The following is a 14,856-nucleotide window of genomic DNA, read 5'->3' as shown; positions in this document are numbered from 1 at the left end:
GACAGGAACAACGCTTGAGCTGGATTGGGGAAGGGAGGGAGTGGCGGCCGTTGACCAATCATCCCTTCCCGCTGTTGCCTGTCGCATCACTGTTATCTGCCCTGTTTCTCGGCCCGGCGTTCCGCAAATTGCGCTGGGCTCAAATGCCAATATTGAAATTCGTCTCCCCGAAGGCAGACGAAATTGCTCGGCGCCCAGAAAACCGGACGCAAAAACCCCTCCGGCGGTTGCCCGCCGCTCCCTATCGACCATTCCCTTGAAGTCCGACCTAACCCGGTCGGAGGTCTATTCTACTGCGGTCGCCCGCAAAAACCCGGCTGCATACGGCCCTGCCAATTTTGTCATATTGACCCTTTGCCGTCCCGACATAATCCGCCGGACGACCCCTATGCTACATCCCGTAAGTAAAATCCGGCTCAGTTCCGAGCGCCCGTTCAGGCCTCGTTTCCTGCGCTGGTAGAGTTACTTTAGAGGGACGATTTTGGACCCGCAACACGTGAATCGATGAAATAGGGGCTTGACTCCGAAGTGTGGTTTTCCCCCTCGCGAAAGGGGGAAAAGACGCTTTCCACAAGAGCTTGTGACTCAATGCAGAATCGCCCCCTCTAGTGCCCCGCCAATGGTGAAGAATTTATTTTTGCGCCTGCGGCATTTTGGGCTCCGCTCTGTGCACGATCTGGGGAAAGACTTGCGTGAAGGAGCGCTAAGCCATTCCGAAGATTGGCTTTTTCATGCCTGGCCCAGTGTGGGACAGATCCGGCAGAGGTGTCAGGAGAATGTCATATGACAAGCTGGCAACGGCAGCTCGGTCGGGGGACGGGCAAAGAAAAAGGGCTCCTTTCGGAGCCCGTTTTCAGATTGCCGCGTCGGCCGGTCCGGCGCCGCGGCTAATGCTTAGACAGCGAGCGCCTTGACGCGGCTGTTGAGGCGGGAAACCTTGCGGGCTGCCAGGTTGGCATGAACGATGCCCTTGGTAGCTGCGCGGTGGATTTCCGGCTCGGCTGCCTTGAGGGCAGCGAAGGCAACGGCGTGGTCGCCAGCGGTAATCGCTTCTTCAACCTTGCGGATGAAGGTGCGCACGCGGCTGCGGCGCGACTTGTTGACTGCGGTACGGGCAGCGATCTTGCGGGTCGCCTTCTTGGCTGACGGCGTATTGGCCATTTGGTCCTCTTGGAGCGTCCAACCGGCAGGATGCGCACGAAGCGACGCGGCCGGCCGGAGTAAAATGAAAGCGGCGGCCCACTGCCGCCCAAGTGGTGGGGTCTATAGGGGAAAGCCTGGAGAGCGTCAACAGGATTCAGGCTTTGGCGCCTCACGGAGCCTTCTGGCAGACCGGACAGAAAAAGGTCGAGCGCCCCGACTGGACGATGCGCGTGACGATTCCCCCACAGAGCGGCGTCGGGCAGGGATCACCCTCGCGGTCATAGACGGCGAAATTGTGCTGGAAGTAGCCTGAGCCGCCTTCCGCATTGCGAAAATCCCGCAAGGTCGAGCCGCCAACCTCGATGGCTTCTATGAGGACCTGGCGCACGCTGTGGGAGAGGTCCTCGAGCGCCTTCTTGGGGCGACCGGTCTTGGTCACCAGCGTGCCCGCATGGACCGTGGGCAGGATATGGGCGCGGTGCAGGGCCTCGGCCACATAGATATTGCCCAGCCCCGCCACCACCCTTTGATCGAGTAGGGCCGCCTTGATCGGGGCCTTCTTGCCGGCAAAAGCCTCGGCCATGCCCGCGGAATGAAAATCATTGCCGAGCGGCTCGGGGCCGAGCCCCTGCAAATAGGGGCTGTCCTCGAGGTCATCCATGAGGTCGATAAAGCCAAAGCGTCGGGGATCGGCATAGATGAGATGGCTGGCCCCGTGTTTGGGGTGAGAAATCTCCCAGACCATGTGATCGTGCTTGGGCTCGGTGCCGGGCTCGTAATAGCGTGGCGGCTTGTCGATGCTATGCTCGGCAAAGCGCCAGGATCCGGTCATGCCCAGATGGCTGAGCACGATCTTGCCGCCAGATAGCTGGATCAGCAGATATTTGGCCCGGCGACCCACGCTGACGATGGTCTGGCCCTCAAGGGCGGCGGCGAGACCCTCGGGAAACGGAAAACGCAGATTGGGGCGGTTGAGGCGGACCGCGTCGATGCGCGCATCCACCAGCCACGGCTCGAGCCCGCGACGGACGGTTTCCACCTCGGGCAATTCGGGCATGGGCAAATCTCCTTCGTGCCTGTGCGGCATTGTGGCATGGGCAATCAGCGTCGCCTTATATATGGTGCCGCCCAAGACGAACCATATCGTGTCCACGACAAAGTGCATCGAGCCAAGCCATGACCGAGACCCGAGAAACCACCCACTTCGGTGAACAGACCGTCGCGCTTGAGGACAAGCAGGGTCTGGTCAACAAGGTTTTTCACGACGTCGCCGACCGCTATGACTTGATGAACGACCTGATGAGCATGGGCGTGCACCGGCTCTGGAAGGACGCGCTGGTGTCGGACCTCGCCGCGCCCCGTTCGGGCAGCCGTCCCTACCGCGTGCTCGATATGGCCGGTGGCACGGGCGATATCGGCGAGCGCATCGTCAATGCCTCCCATGGCTATGCCGAGGTCGTGGTGTCCGACATCAACTCGGATATGCTGCGCGTTGGCGCCGAACGGGCCCGGACCTGGCGCTATCCCAGTCAGGTCAGCTTTGTCGAAGCCAATGCCGAAGAGCTGCCCTTCGAGAGCAACAGCTTTGACGCCTATACGATCGCCTTCGGCATTCGCAATGTGCCGCGCGTGCAGACCGCACTCAACGAGGCCCATCGTGTGCTCAAGCGCGGCGGGCGTATCCTCGTGCTCGAATTCTCCCAGGTCGACGTGCCGCTGCTCGACGCCGCCTACAAGCTCTATTCGGATCGGGTGATTCCACCCATGGGCAAGGTGGTGACGGGCGATGCGCAGCCCTATCAATATTTCATCGAGTCGATCCGCAAATTCCCCGATCCGCAGCGCTTTTCCTCGATGATGGCGACGGCGGGCTTCAAGCGGGTCAAGCACACCTCCATGACGGGCAATATTGCGACCCTGTTCTCCGGCTGGAAACTCTAGCGCATGGGTCTTGGGTCTTTTTTCCGCCTCGTCAACGCCGGCTGGGTTCTGGCCCGCGAAGGCGCGCTCTCCGTGCTGCCGGTCGAATCGCTGCCGCCGATGATGAAGGCCGGCATTGCCATGGGCCGCATCGTTGAGCGCCCCAGTGTCCGACGCACCGGACGCATCGAGCGGCTCAATGCAGCGCTCCACAAGCTGGGTCCGACCTATGTGAAGCTGGGCCAGACGCTCGCCACCCGGCCCGACATTGTCGGCGTGCAGGCGGCGGCCGATCTCTCGGCGCTGCAGGACCGCATGCCGCCCTTCGATTCGGCACTGGTGCCGGGGATCCTCGATGCGGCGCTTGGCGAGAAGGCCAAGGCGCTGACCGAGATCAGCCCCCCGATTGCCGCTGCCTCCATTGCCCAGGTGCACAGGGCGAGCCTTCGCGCGCCGGGCCAGCTGCCGCAGACCGTCGCCGTCAAGATTTTGCGCCCCGGGGTCAGCGACCGGTTCCGGGCCGATACCGACAGCCTCTATACTGGCGCGCGCATTGCTCAGGTCTGGTCGAAGTCCTCGCGCCGCCTGCGTCCGGTCGATGTGGTCCAGACGCTCGACCATTCGATGCGGCTCGAGCTCGATCTTCGGCTCGAAGCCGCCTCGATCTCGGAAATGGCCGAGAACATAAAGGATGACACCGGCTTCGTCATTCCGAGTGTGCACTGGGACCAGGTGGCCGAAAATGTGCTCACCACCTCCTGGGTGGAAGGCATTCCCATTCGTGACCATGCCGCGCTCGATGCGGCAGGTGTGGATCGCAAGGCGCTGGCGGCAAAGGTGCTGCAGTCCTTCCTGCGCCACGCCATTCGCGACGGCTTCTTCCACGCCGACATGCATCCGGGCAATCTCTTTGCCGATCCGCGCACCGGCGATGTCATTGCCGTCGACTTCGGCATCATGGGCCGGATCAACAAGAACGAGCGAAAATTCCTCGCCGACATTCTCTTCGGCTTCATCACCCGGGATTATCGCCTGGTAGCGCAACGCCATTTCGACATCGGCTATGTGCCGCCGCACCAGTCGGTTGAGGATTTCACCCTCGCCATCCGCTCCATTGGCGAGCCTCTGCATGGGCGCACGGCCTCCGACATTTCCATGGCGCGGGTGCTGGGGCAGCTCTTTGCCATCACCGAACTCTTCGAAATGCAGACCCGACCCGAACTGGTGCTGCTGCAAAAATCCATGGTGCTGGTCGAAGGCGTGGCGCGCACGCTCGATCCCGATCTCGATATCTGGACCGTGGCCGAGCCTGTGGTCGGCGACTGGCTGCGCCGCGAGGAAGGCCCGATCGGCCGGATCGAGGACCTTGCCGGGCATGTCTCGCGCATGAGCACGGCGCTCGGGCGCGTGCCTAATCTGATCGCCCAGGCCGAGCTGACCATGGCCGAACATCGCGCCCTGATGCGCCGCCCGCCCGATGGCTGGATGCGCGCCGGCATATTGGCGGTGCTGGGCAGTGTCTTCGTTCTGGTGCTGGTGCTCATCTGGCGGATGCTGGATCTCTCCTGAGGCGGCAGCCTTGCCACCCGGAGCCCCTTCCACTAAACGCCGAACAGATAAGTAAAAAATTTCGAGGGAGCATAGAATGAAGGTTCAACTCATCGCCAAGTTGGCGACCGTTTCGGTGATGGCGCTGACGCTGGCCGGCTGCATTGACGTCGAGATGGAAGTCGCGCTGAGCAGCGACGCCACGGCGCGCGCCACGACCACGCAGATCGTCAGTGCCGAATTCTACGAAATGGTGTCGATGAGCGACGATGAGGGTGCCGAAGACGGCGAAGAAGCCTTCTGCGCCGAAGGCACGATCACCGAGACTGATGACGGCGGAGCGATCTGCGTCGAGATCAAGGAAGGCCCCTTTGCCGATCTGGCCGAAGGCGATGACGACAACGGCATGGTGTTCACCGCAGAAGGCCCGAACCTCGTTCGCGTGACCCTGCCCATGAACGGCATCGAGCAGGAAGTCGGCGCCGGCGAAGAAATGGACGAGGAAACCCGCGCCATGATGACGGCCATGTTCGAAGGCCGCACCATCACTCTGTCGATCTCGGGCGAGGAAATTCTCGAGACCAATATGGACAAGTCCAGCGACGGCAAGTCGGCCACGGTCGTGCTCGACTTCATGGACATTTTTGACGGCAAGACCGGTCTTGAGGCTGATCTCTTTGCCCTGGTGCGCACGCCTTGAGCCCTAACCAGGTCAGCATTGGCCTCAAATGGTTGCCGCATGGTGAGGGCCTCGCCCTGCCGGTGGCGGCCACGGCACTCGCGGCCGGCGCAGATCTCAGCGCCGCGCTGGCCGAAGGCGAGCGGCTGACCATCGCGCCGGGCAAGCGGGCCATGGTGCCCTGTGGCTTTGCCATGGCGCTGCCGCCCGGTTTTGAAGCCCAGGTGAGGCCCCGCTCGGGCCTTGCCGCACGCCATGGCGTGACGGTGCTCAATTCTCCCGGTACCATCGACGCCGACTATCGCGGCGAGGTCAAAGTCATTCTCATCAATCTGGGAGAGGACGACTTCGTCATCACCCGCGGCGAGCGCATCGCGCAGATGGTGGTGGCGCCGGTGACCCAGCCGGCCTTTGAGGTGGTGGAGGAGCTCGATGATACGACGCGGGGAAGTTCCGGCTTTGGTTCGACGGGGCGCTAGCCTCGTCGCGGCGCTTGCGCTGTCTGCGTCCTCTGCGCTTGCCGGGGACAGGGCGCTGATCGACTTCATCGGCTTTTCGCCGGATGCAAAATATTTCGCCTTCGAGCAGTTCGGCATCCAGGACGGATCCGGTTTTGCCTTCTCCGAGATTTTCGTCATCGACCTTGCGGCCGACAAATGGGTGCCGGGCACGCCGGTGACCGTGCGGATCGAGGATGAGGAGGTCGGCCTCGGCGCAGCGCGCAAGCAAAGCGCTGAAGGTGCCGCGGACGTCCTCGAAAAATTCGGCATCACCGAACCGGTCGAAATTCTGGCCCTCAACGGCGACGGCGCGGCCGAGGCCGATTTCACCAAGCTTCGTTTCGGCGTCCCCGGCTATGGCCTGAGCGAGCCGGCCTCGGACCAGACCCTGCGGCTCGAGAGTTTTACGGCAAAATCGCCGCTGCCGTGCCGCGACTGGTTTTCCGAAGCGCCGCTGGGTCTCGCGCTGATTCTGGAAGAGGGTGATGGCGAGCGGGTGATCCATCGCGACAAGCGCCTGCCCGAATCGCGCGGCTGCGTTTTCGAATACCGGCTGCACAGCGTGGTGCAGCCCGGCTGGGCTCAGGACATTTCCGCTGCCGTGGCCATCGTGTCGGTCTATTCCGGCGGCTTTGAAGGGCCCGACCGGCGTTTTATCGCGGTGCCCATTGGCCAGTGACGCAAAATTGACGCCGGAGGAAACCCGCCGCTATGCACGGCAGCTGGTCCTGAAGGGGTTTGGTGGCGCGGGTCAGCAGCGGCTGAAGGCGGCGAGCGTGCTCATCGTAGGAGCTGGCGGATTGGGGAGCCCGGCGCTGGCCTATCTCGCCGGAGCCGGCTTCGGCCGCATCGGCATTGTCGACGACGATGATGTCAGCCTTACCAATCTCCATCGCCAGATCGTGCACACCAGTTCCGGTGTTGGCACCAGCAAGGTGGCGAGCGCCGCCGCCTATGCACACGCCCTAAATCCGGAGGTTGCGGTCGACGCGCTGGACCTGCGTCTCGACGCCGAAAATATCGAGCCGGTGCTGGCCGCCTATGACCTTGTTCTGGACGGCACGGACAATCTGATCACCCGACGGCTCGTGGCCGCTTCTGCTGAAAAACTGCAAAAGCCTCTGGTCTCCGGGGCGGTGTCGATGTTTTCGGGGCAGGTGACAGTGTTCGCGCCCCATCTTGGCGGGCCAGGGCATGAGGCGCTTTTCGCCGATGCCGCCACTGATAAGGATCTGCCTTCCTGCGAGGCCAATGGCATTCTGGGGCCGGTGACCGGCATTATCGGCACGTTGATGGCCATGGAGGCGATCAAGCTCATCACCGGCATCGGCACGCCGCTGATCGGCAAGGTGCTGATCTACGACAGCCGCGAGGCGCAGTTTACCGAGCTCGCCTACTAGGCTTTGTTCGCTGGCGGGCACCAATCCGTTCCTGTCGCGCCACTTGTGCGAGAGGGCGGCGGCGCTTAGCTCAACAGCAACGACACGCCATGCGCACTGGAACTGACATGAAAAAGATCGGCTTTTTGTCCTTCGGCCATTGGAGTGCCGCGCCCAATTCCCAGGCGCGCTCGGCCAGCGATGTCTTGCTGCAATCCATCGATCTGGCGGTGGCCGCCGAGGAACTGGGCGCGGACGGCGCCTATTTCCGCGTGCATCACTTTGCCCGCCAGCTCGCCTCGCCCTTCCCGCTGCTCGCGGCCATCGGGGCAAAAACCAAGAAAATCGAGATCGGCACGGCCGTCATCGACATGCGCTACGAAAACCCGCTCTACATGGCCGAAGACGCCGGCGCGGCTGATCTGATCTCCGGCGGTCGGCTGCAGCTGGGTATTTCGCGCGGTTCGCCCGAGCAGGTGATCGATGGCTACCGCTATTTTGGTTTTGCGCCCGAAGAGGGCAAGACCGACCAGGATATGGCGCGCCAGCACGCCGAAGTGTTCTGGGAAGTGCTCAAGGGGAAGGGCTTTGCCCAGCCCAATCCGCGCCCGATGTTCCCCAATCCGCCGGGCCTCTTGCGCCTCGAGCCGCATTCCGAGGGCCTTCGCGACCGGATCTGGTGGGGCGCTGCCTCCGACGCCACGGCCATTTGGGCGGCGAAGCTGGGGATGAACCTCCAGTCATCGACCCTCAAATTCGACGAGAGCGGCAAGCCGTTCCATGTCCAGCAGGCCGATCAGATCCGGGCCTATCGTGAGGCGTGGGCGGAAGCGGGCCACGAGCGAGCCCCGCGTGTCTCGGTCAGCCGGTCGATCTTTGCCATCACCTCGGATGAGGACCGCGCCTATTTCGGCAATGGCTCACCGGAGGAAGATCAGTTCGGCTATATCGAGCCGGAAAAGCGCGCCGTCTTCGGTCGTGGCTATACCGGCGAGCCGGATCGACTGATCGAAGAACTGAGGCAGGATGAGGCCATCGCCGAAGCCGATACGCTGCTGCTCACCGTGCCCAATCAATTGGGCGTCGCCTACAACGCCCATGTCATCGAGAGCATTCTCAAGCACGTCGCGCCGGCGCTCGGCTGGCGCTAGAGCGCTTTCGAGGAAAAGTGGACGCCACTTTTCCGGTTCGGAAGCGCGACAAGAAGAGAACTTAGAGCCTTTGATCGCATCATCGATGCGGTGAAAGGCTCTATGGCAGGGAAAAAGCCGACGCCGCACAGTTATTGGCCTGCCAATAGGCGTCCACCGGGGTGAAGGCCCCGGTGGCGCGCTGCTGGATGCGAGCGGCATAGGCCATCGCCCGGCACTCATTGGCATCGGTGACGGCGTGGACCAGCTCGTGCAGCACGGTCAGCGTGCGCAACGCGTCAGCACCCGGGCTGAAAAAGCGCGGGCAGACGACGAGGCGGACGACACCGTCGCGGGGTGGCAGCATGGTATAGGCGGCAAAGCGGCCGCAATGGCCGGCCGGATCGGTCTTTTCTTCGTAATAGAGCGAGATGGTCTGGCCGCCGCGCTCAAACTTGCCCATCACCAGTGCATCCCGATACTGCCGGGGGTCGACGCCAAAGGCCTCGCCCATCTGCGGCGCGGCGGCGTCGAAGAGCGCGATGGCCCGGTTGAGGGCTCGAGTGAGATCGTCGGCAGTTGCGGGGGAAACCGAAAGGACGAAGGCGGCGAGGAGGGCTAAGACGAAGCGCATGTGCTTTCATGGCCCGATCAATGTGGTTCCTGCAAGGCGCGCGTAGCTTCGCGGCGAAAATGGCCGGAAACTCACATAAACCGGCCACATTTTTCCATGACAATCATATGGTAGTGCCGCGAAGAGGTGGTGAGCGCGTTCGTGATCGCAGCCTCCTTAACCTCTCGCTTACCTTTTCTTTCCCTCCTGCGGTGAAAAGAGTAGAAGCGGCTTAAGACCTTCAAGGACAGATTGCTCGATGGACTTCCGCATTTCGGCCGATGATCGCGTTGGTGGCCCCCCGAAGAGGACCAGCAAGCCGCAGGCACGTGCAGCCAAGGGCCAGCGCGTCGAGCCATCGCTGGGCCAGTCTGTTGGCGTTTTCGTCGACGACGAGCGCTCCGGCGGACCCATTGGTGGCGGTGCTGGTGGCGGCAAGCCGCCTAAGCCGCCGCGCAAGGAAAAGAAAGAGCCGCGCCGCGGCAAGGCCGAGGCCGCTCGCCCGAAAAAACGCCGTTCGCGCTCCGGCGGTTTCCTCATGGGTCTTCTGTGGTGGGGCTTTGTCGCCTGTCTCTGGGGCGGCCTCGCCGTCATCGGCGTCATTGTCTATTACGGGGCCCAGCTGCCCTCGTCGAACACCTGGGCGATTCCTGAGCGTCCGCCCAATATCCGTATTCTTGCCGCTGACGGCAGCCTGATCTCCAATCGCGGCCAGACCGGCGGCGAAGCTGTCACCTTCCGCGAACTGCCGCATTATGTGCCCGCGGCCTTCATCGCCTCGGAAGACCGGCGCTTCATGAGCCATTTTGGCGTTGATCCGATCGGCCTTGCCTCGGTGGCGCTGGAAATGCTCGAAGCCCGCGGCGTGACCCGTGGTGCGTCGACCTTGACCCAGCAGGTTGCGAAGAACCTCTTCCTGACGCCGGACCAGACCCTGGGCCGTAAGGTGCAGGAAGCCATCCTCGCCATCTGGCTCGAGCAGAATTTCTCGAAAGAGGAAATTCTCGAGCTCTATATGAACCGAGTCTATTTCGGCGCCGGCGCGACCGGCATCGAAGCGGCGGCTCAGACCTATTTCGGCGTCTCGGCGCGAAACCTGTCGCTTGGACAGGCGGCGATGCTGGTCGGCATCCTGCCGGCGCCTTCCGCCTATAATCCCAAGGCCAATCCGCAGCGCGCCATCGAGCGCCAGCGCCTCGTGCTCAATCTCATGGCGCAGGAAGGCTATATCACCCGCGAAGAAGCCGACGCGGCGCAGATCAGCTCGGATCAGTCCAGCGTCCGCACCGTGGTGGCAGGCTCCGAGTCCTATGTCGCCGACTGGGTCGAAAGCCTGATGACGGCCTATATCGGCGAGATTTCGGACGACGTGGTGGTGCAGACCACCATCGACTGGAAAATGCAGAAGGACGCCGAATTCGCCGTGCGCGAAGCGGTGGCCAATGAAGGTCCGAAGCGCGGCTTTACCCAGGGCGCGCTGGTGGCGATGGATGTCGACGGCACTATCCGTGCCATGGTCGGCGGCGTCGATTATCAGGCCAGCCAGTATAACCGCGCGGTGACGGCCAAGCGCCAGCCCGGCTCGGCCTTCAAGCCCTTCGTTTATCTCGCCGCCTTGGAAAAGGGCTATACGCCCGACACCCTCGCCGAGGACGCCCAGTTTGAATACAATGGCTGGAGCCCGCGCAATGCCTCGGGCAAATATGCCGGCACGGTGACGCTGCGGCAGGGCCTCGCCTATTCGCTCAACACTATTGCCGGTCGCCTTGCCATCGACGTGACCCCGGCAGCGGTGATCGATGTGGCGACCCGCATGGGCATTTCCTCGGCCATGACGCCAGTGCCCTCGATCGGCCTCGGCACCCAGGAAGTGAACCTCCTCGAGCTGACCAGCGCCTATGCCCCCTTTGCCAATGGCGGCAATGGCGTCATCCCCAATGTGATCACCAAGATCACCTCCAAGGATGGCACAGCGCTGTATGAGGCCTCCAATGCCGGCCCGGGCCGGGTTATCGACCCGCATGTCCTCGCGCAGATGAACGACATGCTTGAAACCGCCGTTGAGGTGGGAACGGGGCGTGGCGCCAATCTGGGCGGCTGGCAGTTCGGCGGCAAGACCGGCACCAGCCAGGAATCCCGCGACGCGGTGTTTGTGGGCTATACATCCGCCATGGTCACCGGCGTGTGGCTGGGCAATGACGACAACAAGGGCACTAAGCTCTCGGGCGGCAACGTCCCGGTCGCCATCTGGTCCGAGTTCATGACCAAGGCCCATGCCGGTAAATCGCCGGTGCAGATCCCGGGCGGCTCCTATGCCGGTCAGGTCATCCCGCAGCAGCTGATCGACCTCAACACCGGCCAGCCGATCATCGATCCGGCCACTGGCCAGCCGCAGGTGCAATATGTCGATGGCGGAACCGGCCAGCCGGTGCAGACCATGGTCGATCCCGCGACCGGGCAGATCATTGCCATCGACCCGGCGACAGGCCAGCCGATGCAGGGTATTGCCCCGATCCAGTCGGCAAATCCGCCGATCCAGTCGGGCCAGATGGTTGACGCCGCCACCGGCCTGCCGGTCGAGCAATTCGTCGACGCCAACCAGTTCAATGGTGGCGGTCAGGCCATCGATCCGGTCACTGGTTTTCCGCTGCAGGACCAGAATAACGGTTTTGGCCAGGCGCCGATCGATCCGGAAACCGGCATGCCGATGATGCTGGTGGTGGATCCGACGACGGGCCAGCAGGTCTGGGTGCCAAGCGCGCCGCTTGCGCCGAGCCAGCCGGTTCAGAACCAGCAGGTGTTTGTCGACAACAATGCCCAGTTCGCGCCACCGGCACCCGTGCAGCAGCCAGAGCAGGTCTACGAACAGCCCCGTGCACAGCGCACGTTGATGGACCTCATCTTTGGCGAATAATACACTGGCGGCCCGGGCATGGGCCGCCGCCCTGGCCTTGTCGATCCACAATGCCGAGGAGATCGCGCTGGGACTTCCCGGCTGGGCGGAGGCCCATCCTCAAACAGCCGGGTTCAACTGGTCCGCCGGCTCGAACGCTTTCATGTTCACCGCCGTGCTCCTTATGGGCGCGGCGTTTCTTTTTGCGCTCATGGCACAGCTTTCACCGCGCCGCTGGATGGGCGCTGGGCTCAAGGTTGTGGCGGTCGTGATGCTGGTCAACGCCGCCTCGCACCTGGCCCTCAGCGTCTATACGGGCAGCCTCATGCCCGGCGTGGTGAGTGCGTTTCTGGTGCTACTCCCCGTCTTCGGATGGATCGCGCTTGCGCGTCGGGACACGTGAAAAAGCCCCGGCATTCCTGCCGGGGCTTTTTGATGCGTGCCAGCCGTTGGCGATCAGACGGCGAGGGGCTGTGTCGGCGCCTGGCTCTGGATCACGACGATGGGCGAGCCATTGGGCACGCGGTCGTGCAGGTCCATGACATCCTGGAAGATCAGGCGCACGCAGCCCGAAGAGACCGCCTTGCCGATGGTGGCGACATCCATGGTGCCGTGCACGCGGTAGATGGTGTCGCGATTGCCCTGGTGGATATAGAGCGCGCGGGCGCCCAATGCGTTGAGCAGGCCCGGCGGCTGGCCATGGCGATACATTTCGAGTTCGGGCTGGCGATCCACCATTTCCGACGGCGGGGTCCAGATCGGCCACTTGCGCTTATAGGCGATGTGGGCGCGGCCACCCCATTCAAAGCCCGCGCGGCCAATGCCGACGCCATACCGCATGGCGCGGCCATTCGGCATGGTCCAGTAAAGGAAGCGGTTTGCGGTATCGACGACCACCGTGCCGCCGGGCTCGCCGGTGGGGTTGTCGACTTCCTGGCGCCAGTAGATCGGATCGAGATTGGATACGTCGGCAGCCGGAACCGGATATTCTTCTTCCGGGCGTGCCGAATACATGGCGAGGACCTCGGGCGGCACGGCGCGGCGAACCGGCTCCGTGGGGGCGATGGCGCTACGGGTGATGCCCGTGGTAGAGCAGCCGGCAAGGGTCAGCGCACCCAGGCTGGCGAGGCCAGCCAACAGGGCGCGGCGCGACAGGGTCGCGTCGGTAACAGAATGCATAATATGTCCTTGGCCCGGGTGGGCCTAGCGATTGGGGAGACTGAAAACTGAGACGTGTGGGGCTGGTGTCAGGCCGCGCGGGGTGGGCGGAGCAGCCGGTCGGCAGTGCTGTAGGGCCCATGGGCCAGGTGGACCGCAGTGGGAGCGTCTCGTCCCGCCGGGATCAGGGCGATCTGTGCGTCCACGGTAATCGCGTAGAGCGAGCCGAAGGGCATGATTATGCCCGAGCCGAGATCAACTTCGCCGCGCTGGACAGTTACGGTCACCGGGATGGAGACGTTTTCGGCGTCCACCATGTTGAGCACCACGATCGGGGTGCTGATATAGCGGTGGGCATAGGCAGTCGTGCTCCCCGCGACGGTCGCGAAGGCAAAGACGACGGCAATGAGGGCCACGAGACGCTGCATAACTCTGCTCTAGCGACTATGATTGGGGCGTGAAAGTGGCAAGACGTCGCTCAGGGGTCAGCCTGCGGCGGTTGCCACGCCATAAGCTGGCGACCGTGTGATTTAAGCCACGCTCGCCCCCGGTCCATGTCGGGCAGGGTTCTCTCGACCGTCGCCCAGAACGCTTCTGAATGGTTCATTTCCACGAGATGGGCCACCTCATGCGCCGCGACATAGTCCAGCACGAAGGGCGGGGCGAGAATCAGTCGCCAATTGTAGTTGATGGCGCCGGCCGACGAGCAGGAGCCCCAGCGGCTCGACTGGCTGCGCAGCCGGATCTGCTTGACGCTGACCGAGAGGCGCTGCGCGTGAAAATCGCTGCGCTCTGTCAGCTCTTCCAGCGCCACGCTCTTGAGCCAGTCATAGAGCCGTCGCGGCTGGTGCTCCGGCGCGCCCGGTACGAAGAGAGCCGGGCCCTCGTCCGTCTCCCCGATTGCGACACGGCCCCGTACTGCGCCGGTGCCGATGATCTGGTGGGGCACGCCACGCAGCGGCACAAGGCTGCCGACCGCAAGGCTCTGCGCCGAAGGCGTGCGCGGCAGGCGGGCACCCAGCCAATGGCGATGACGGTGCAGAAACGCCTCGGCATCGCTCCAGCGGGATTTCTCCGGCACCGTCAGCAGGGGACCCTTTGCCGGGATCGACAGGCGAAAGGCGCGCGCCCGCTTGCTCACCCGCACGGTCACGTCGACGACCCGTCCGTCGATATCGAGCTGGGTGCGAGCCGGCGGTGCTGATTTCTGACGGAGGAAAGAGAACATGGACGGCCGCAAAGAATCGGTTTTCGCAGTCTAGGCGGAAACGCGCCGCCCGTCTGGCCGATAATCGGGGGCGGGCCGAGGTGAGAGATCACAAAAAAAAGACGCCCCGGATGGGGCGTCAGTGAGGTCACAGGGGAGGACCATATGGACTAAGGAAAGGGGCCGGCCTTAGCCGTTGTTGCCCCAGTTTTCCTGGTTGGTGTCGCCAAAACCCTGGCGGTTGCCGCGGCGCTCGCTCATGAAGCGATCGAACTCTTCGCGATCCTTGGCCTTGCGCAGATTGGCCATGTAGTCCTGGAAGGCGTCGATCTCGGCATCGAGACGGGCGCGCTCTTCCTCGAGACGCTTGAGCTGGTCGGCGCGGTAGTCATCGAAGGCGGCGTTGCCGGTTGAGGCGAAATTCTGCCCGCCGAAGCCGTGGTGCTTGGTGTTGTTTCGCATGTAGCCGCATCCTTTGTTCCAGTAGGCCTGGGCCTTTTCGGCGGAGCCGCCGAACTTTTCACCCCACAGGATGTAGCCAAGAATGGCCAGGCCAATGGGCCAGAAGAGGATAAAGCCGAGGACCATGAGGGCGATGGTCAGAGGCGACCATTGCGGTTTGATGATTGCTGTGTTCATTTCGTTTCGTCTCCCAGTCACGATGCAACTAATTTGGTCCCCGCTTT

The 14,856-nt window shown here is 63.2% G+C and carries 16 protein-coding genes; 9 read left to right on the top strand and 7 right to left on the bottom strand.

Annotated features, from left to right (window positions below; translation table 11 throughout):
• Positions 1-894: 894 nt before the first annotated feature.
• Together rpsT and mutM are read right to left on the bottom strand one after the other, a co-directional pair.
• Positions 895-1,161: a 30S ribosomal protein S20 gene (gene rpsT, locus NYQ88_RS20760; RefSeq protein WP_275652952.1), complete on the bottom strand. Its 267-nt coding sequence runs from the start codon at positions 1,159-1,161 to the stop codon at positions 895-897.
• A gap of 151 nt (positions 1,162-1,312) precedes the next feature.
• Positions 1,313-2,200 carry a bifunctional DNA-formamidopyrimidine glycosylase/DNA-(apurinic or apyrimidinic site) lyase gene (gene mutM / locus NYQ88_RS20755; RefSeq protein WP_275652951.1) on the bottom strand — a complete coding sequence of 296 codons (888 nt, stop codon included), beginning with the start codon at positions 2,198-2,200 and terminating at the stop codon, positions 1,313-1,315.
• A 119-nt stretch (positions 2,201-2,319) separates the two neighbouring features.
• Between mutM and ubiE the strand changes: the two genes are divergently transcribed.
• The 7 genes from ubiE to NYQ88_RS20720 all read left to right on the top strand — a co-directional run bounded on the left by ubiE (position 2,320) and on the right by NYQ88_RS20720 (position 8,320).
• Positions 2,320-3,084 carry a bifunctional demethylmenaquinone methyltransferase/2-methoxy-6-polyprenyl-1,4-benzoquinol methylase UbiE gene (gene ubiE, locus NYQ88_RS20750; RefSeq protein WP_275652950.1) on the top strand — a complete coding sequence of 255 codons (765 nt, stop codon included), beginning with the start codon at positions 2,320-2,322 and terminating at the stop codon, positions 3,082-3,084.
• Positions 3,085-3,087: 3 nt separating this feature from the next.
• Entirely contained in the window at positions 3,088-4,632 is a 1,545-nt protein-coding gene (ubiB, locus tag NYQ88_RS20745; protein ID WP_275652949.1) for a 2-polyprenylphenol 6-hydroxylase, read from the top strand.
• Between the two features lie 76 nt (positions 4,633-4,708).
• Positions 4,709-5,311, top strand: coding sequence for a hypothetical protein (locus tag NYQ88_RS20740; protein WP_275652948.1), 603 nt, complete (start codon positions 4,709-4,711; stop codon positions 5,309-5,311).
• The gene (dut, locus tag NYQ88_RS20735; protein WP_275652947.1) at positions 5,308-5,769 is read left to right on the top strand and encodes a dUTP diphosphatase; all 462 of its coding nucleotides are present in this window, start codon (positions 5,308-5,310) and stop codon (positions 5,767-5,769) included. The genes NYQ88_RS20740 and dut overlap by 4 nt, the downstream gene beginning before the upstream one ends.
• A complete protein-coding gene (locus NYQ88_RS20730) occupies positions 5,723-6,469 on the top strand; it encodes a DUF2259 domain-containing protein (RefSeq protein WP_275652946.1) in 747 nt (248 codons plus the stop codon). The genes dut and NYQ88_RS20730 overlap by 47 nt, the downstream gene beginning before the upstream one ends.
• A 7-nt stretch (positions 6,470-6,476) precedes the next feature.
• A complete protein-coding gene (moeB, locus tag NYQ88_RS20725; RefSeq protein WP_275652945.1) occupies positions 6,477-7,190 on the top strand; it encodes a molybdopterin-synthase adenylyltransferase MoeB in 714 nt (237 codons plus the stop codon).
• 107 nt (positions 7,191-7,297) lie between these two features.
• Positions 7,298-8,320 (top strand): LLM class flavin-dependent oxidoreductase, encoded by a 1,023-nt coding sequence (locus NYQ88_RS20720; RefSeq protein WP_275652944.1) that lies wholly within the window; start codon positions 7,298-7,300, stop codon positions 8,318-8,320.
• Positions 8,321-8,420: 100 nt separating this feature from the next.
• Here NYQ88_RS20720 and NYQ88_RS20715 read toward each other — a convergent pair whose 3' ends face one another.
• Positions 8,421-8,933 (bottom strand): hypothetical protein, encoded by a 513-nt coding sequence (locus NYQ88_RS20715; RefSeq protein ID WP_275652943.1) that lies wholly within the window; start codon positions 8,931-8,933, stop codon positions 8,421-8,423.
• A gap of 238 nt (positions 8,934-9,171) precedes the next feature.
• On the opposite strand from NYQ88_RS20715, the gene NYQ88_RS20710 reads away from it, so the two are divergent.
• Positions 9,172-11,826: a PBP1A family penicillin-binding protein gene (locus NYQ88_RS20710; protein ID WP_275652942.1), complete on the top strand. Its 2,655-nt coding sequence runs from the start codon at positions 9,172-9,174 to the stop codon at positions 11,824-11,826.
• Positions 11,816-12,208, top strand: a complete 393-nt coding sequence (locus NYQ88_RS20705; RefSeq protein ID WP_275652941.1) for an HXXEE domain-containing protein — start codon at positions 11,816-11,818, stop codon at positions 12,206-12,208. Before NYQ88_RS20710 ends, NYQ88_RS20705 begins: the two co-directional genes overlap by 11 nt.
• Positions 12,209-12,261: 53 nt before the next feature.
• On the opposite strand, the gene NYQ88_RS20700 is transcribed toward NYQ88_RS20705, so the two are convergent.
• From NYQ88_RS20700 to NYQ88_RS20685, 4 genes are all read right to left on the bottom strand, one after another.
• Entirely contained in the window at positions 12,262-12,984 is a 723-nt protein-coding gene (locus tag NYQ88_RS20700; protein WP_275652940.1) for a L,D-transpeptidase, read from the bottom strand.
• Between the two features lie 68 nt (positions 12,985-13,052).
• Positions 13,053-13,391, bottom strand: a complete 339-nt coding sequence (locus NYQ88_RS20695) for a hypothetical protein (RefSeq protein WP_275652939.1) — start codon at positions 13,389-13,391, stop codon at positions 13,053-13,055.
• Between the two features lie 50 nt (positions 13,392-13,441).
• Entirely contained in the window at positions 13,442-14,191 is a 750-nt protein-coding gene (locus NYQ88_RS20690) for a SprT family zinc-dependent metalloprotease (RefSeq protein WP_275652938.1), read from the bottom strand.
• A 168-nt stretch (positions 14,192-14,359) separates the two neighbouring features.
• Positions 14,360-14,809 carry a DUF2852 domain-containing protein gene (locus NYQ88_RS20685; RefSeq protein ID WP_275652937.1) on the bottom strand — a complete coding sequence of 150 codons (450 nt, stop codon included), beginning with the start codon at positions 14,807-14,809 and terminating at the stop codon, positions 14,360-14,362.
• Between the last annotated feature and the right edge of the window lie 47 nt (positions 14,810-14,856).

The sequence above is a fragment of the Devosia sp. SD17-2 genome (genome assembly GCF_029201565.1).
Taxonomy (GTDB): domain Bacteria; phylum Pseudomonadota; class Alphaproteobacteria; order Rhizobiales; family Devosiaceae; genus Devosia.
This window is presented reverse-complemented; position numbering and strand designations above follow the sequence as displayed.

Coding starts and splice junctions, on each gene's coding strand:
- NYQ88_RS20715 (WP_275652943.1), bottom strand. CDS start 8,933: ATGCGCTTCGTCTTAGCCCTCCTCGCCGCCTTCGTCCTTTCGGTTTCC.
- NYQ88_RS20700 (WP_275652940.1), bottom strand. CDS start 12,984: ATGCATTCTGTTACCGACGCGACCCTGTCGCGCCGCGCCCTGTTGGCT.
- NYQ88_RS20710 (WP_275652942.1), top strand. CDS start 9,172: ATGGACTTCCGCATTTCGGCCGATGATCGCGTTGGTGGCCCCCCGAAG.
- NYQ88_RS20690 (WP_275652938.1), bottom strand. CDS start 14,191: ATGTTCTCTTTCCTCCGTCAGAAATCAGCACCGCCGGCTCGCACCCAG.
- ubiE (WP_275652950.1), top strand. CDS start 2,320: ATGACCGAGACCCGAGAAACCACCCACTTCGGTGAACAGACCGTCGCG.
- NYQ88_RS20730 (WP_275652946.1), top strand. CDS start 5,723: ATGATACGACGCGGGGAAGTTCCGGCTTTGGTTCGACGGGGCGCTAGC.
- NYQ88_RS20740 (WP_275652948.1), top strand. CDS start 4,709: ATGAAGGTTCAACTCATCGCCAAGTTGGCGACCGTTTCGGTGATGGCG.
- NYQ88_RS20695 (WP_275652939.1), bottom strand. CDS start 13,391: ATGCAGCGTCTCGTGGCCCTCATTGCCGTCGTCTTTGCCTTCGCGACC.
- NYQ88_RS20685 (WP_275652937.1), bottom strand. CDS start 14,809: ATGAACACAGCAATCATCAAACCGCAATGGTCGCCTCTGACCATCGCC.
- ubiB (WP_275652949.1), top strand. CDS start 3,088: ATGGGTCTTGGGTCTTTTTTCCGCCTCGTCAACGCCGGCTGGGTTCTG.
- NYQ88_RS20720 (WP_275652944.1), top strand. CDS start 7,298: ATGAAAAAGATCGGCTTTTTGTCCTTCGGCCATTGGAGTGCCGCGCCC.
- mutM (WP_275652951.1), bottom strand. CDS start 2,200: ATGCCCGAATTGCCCGAGGTGGAAACCGTCCGTCGCGGGCTCGAGCCG.
- rpsT (WP_275652952.1), bottom strand. CDS start 1,161: ATGGCCAATACGCCGTCAGCCAAGAAGGCGACCCGCAAGATCGCTGCC.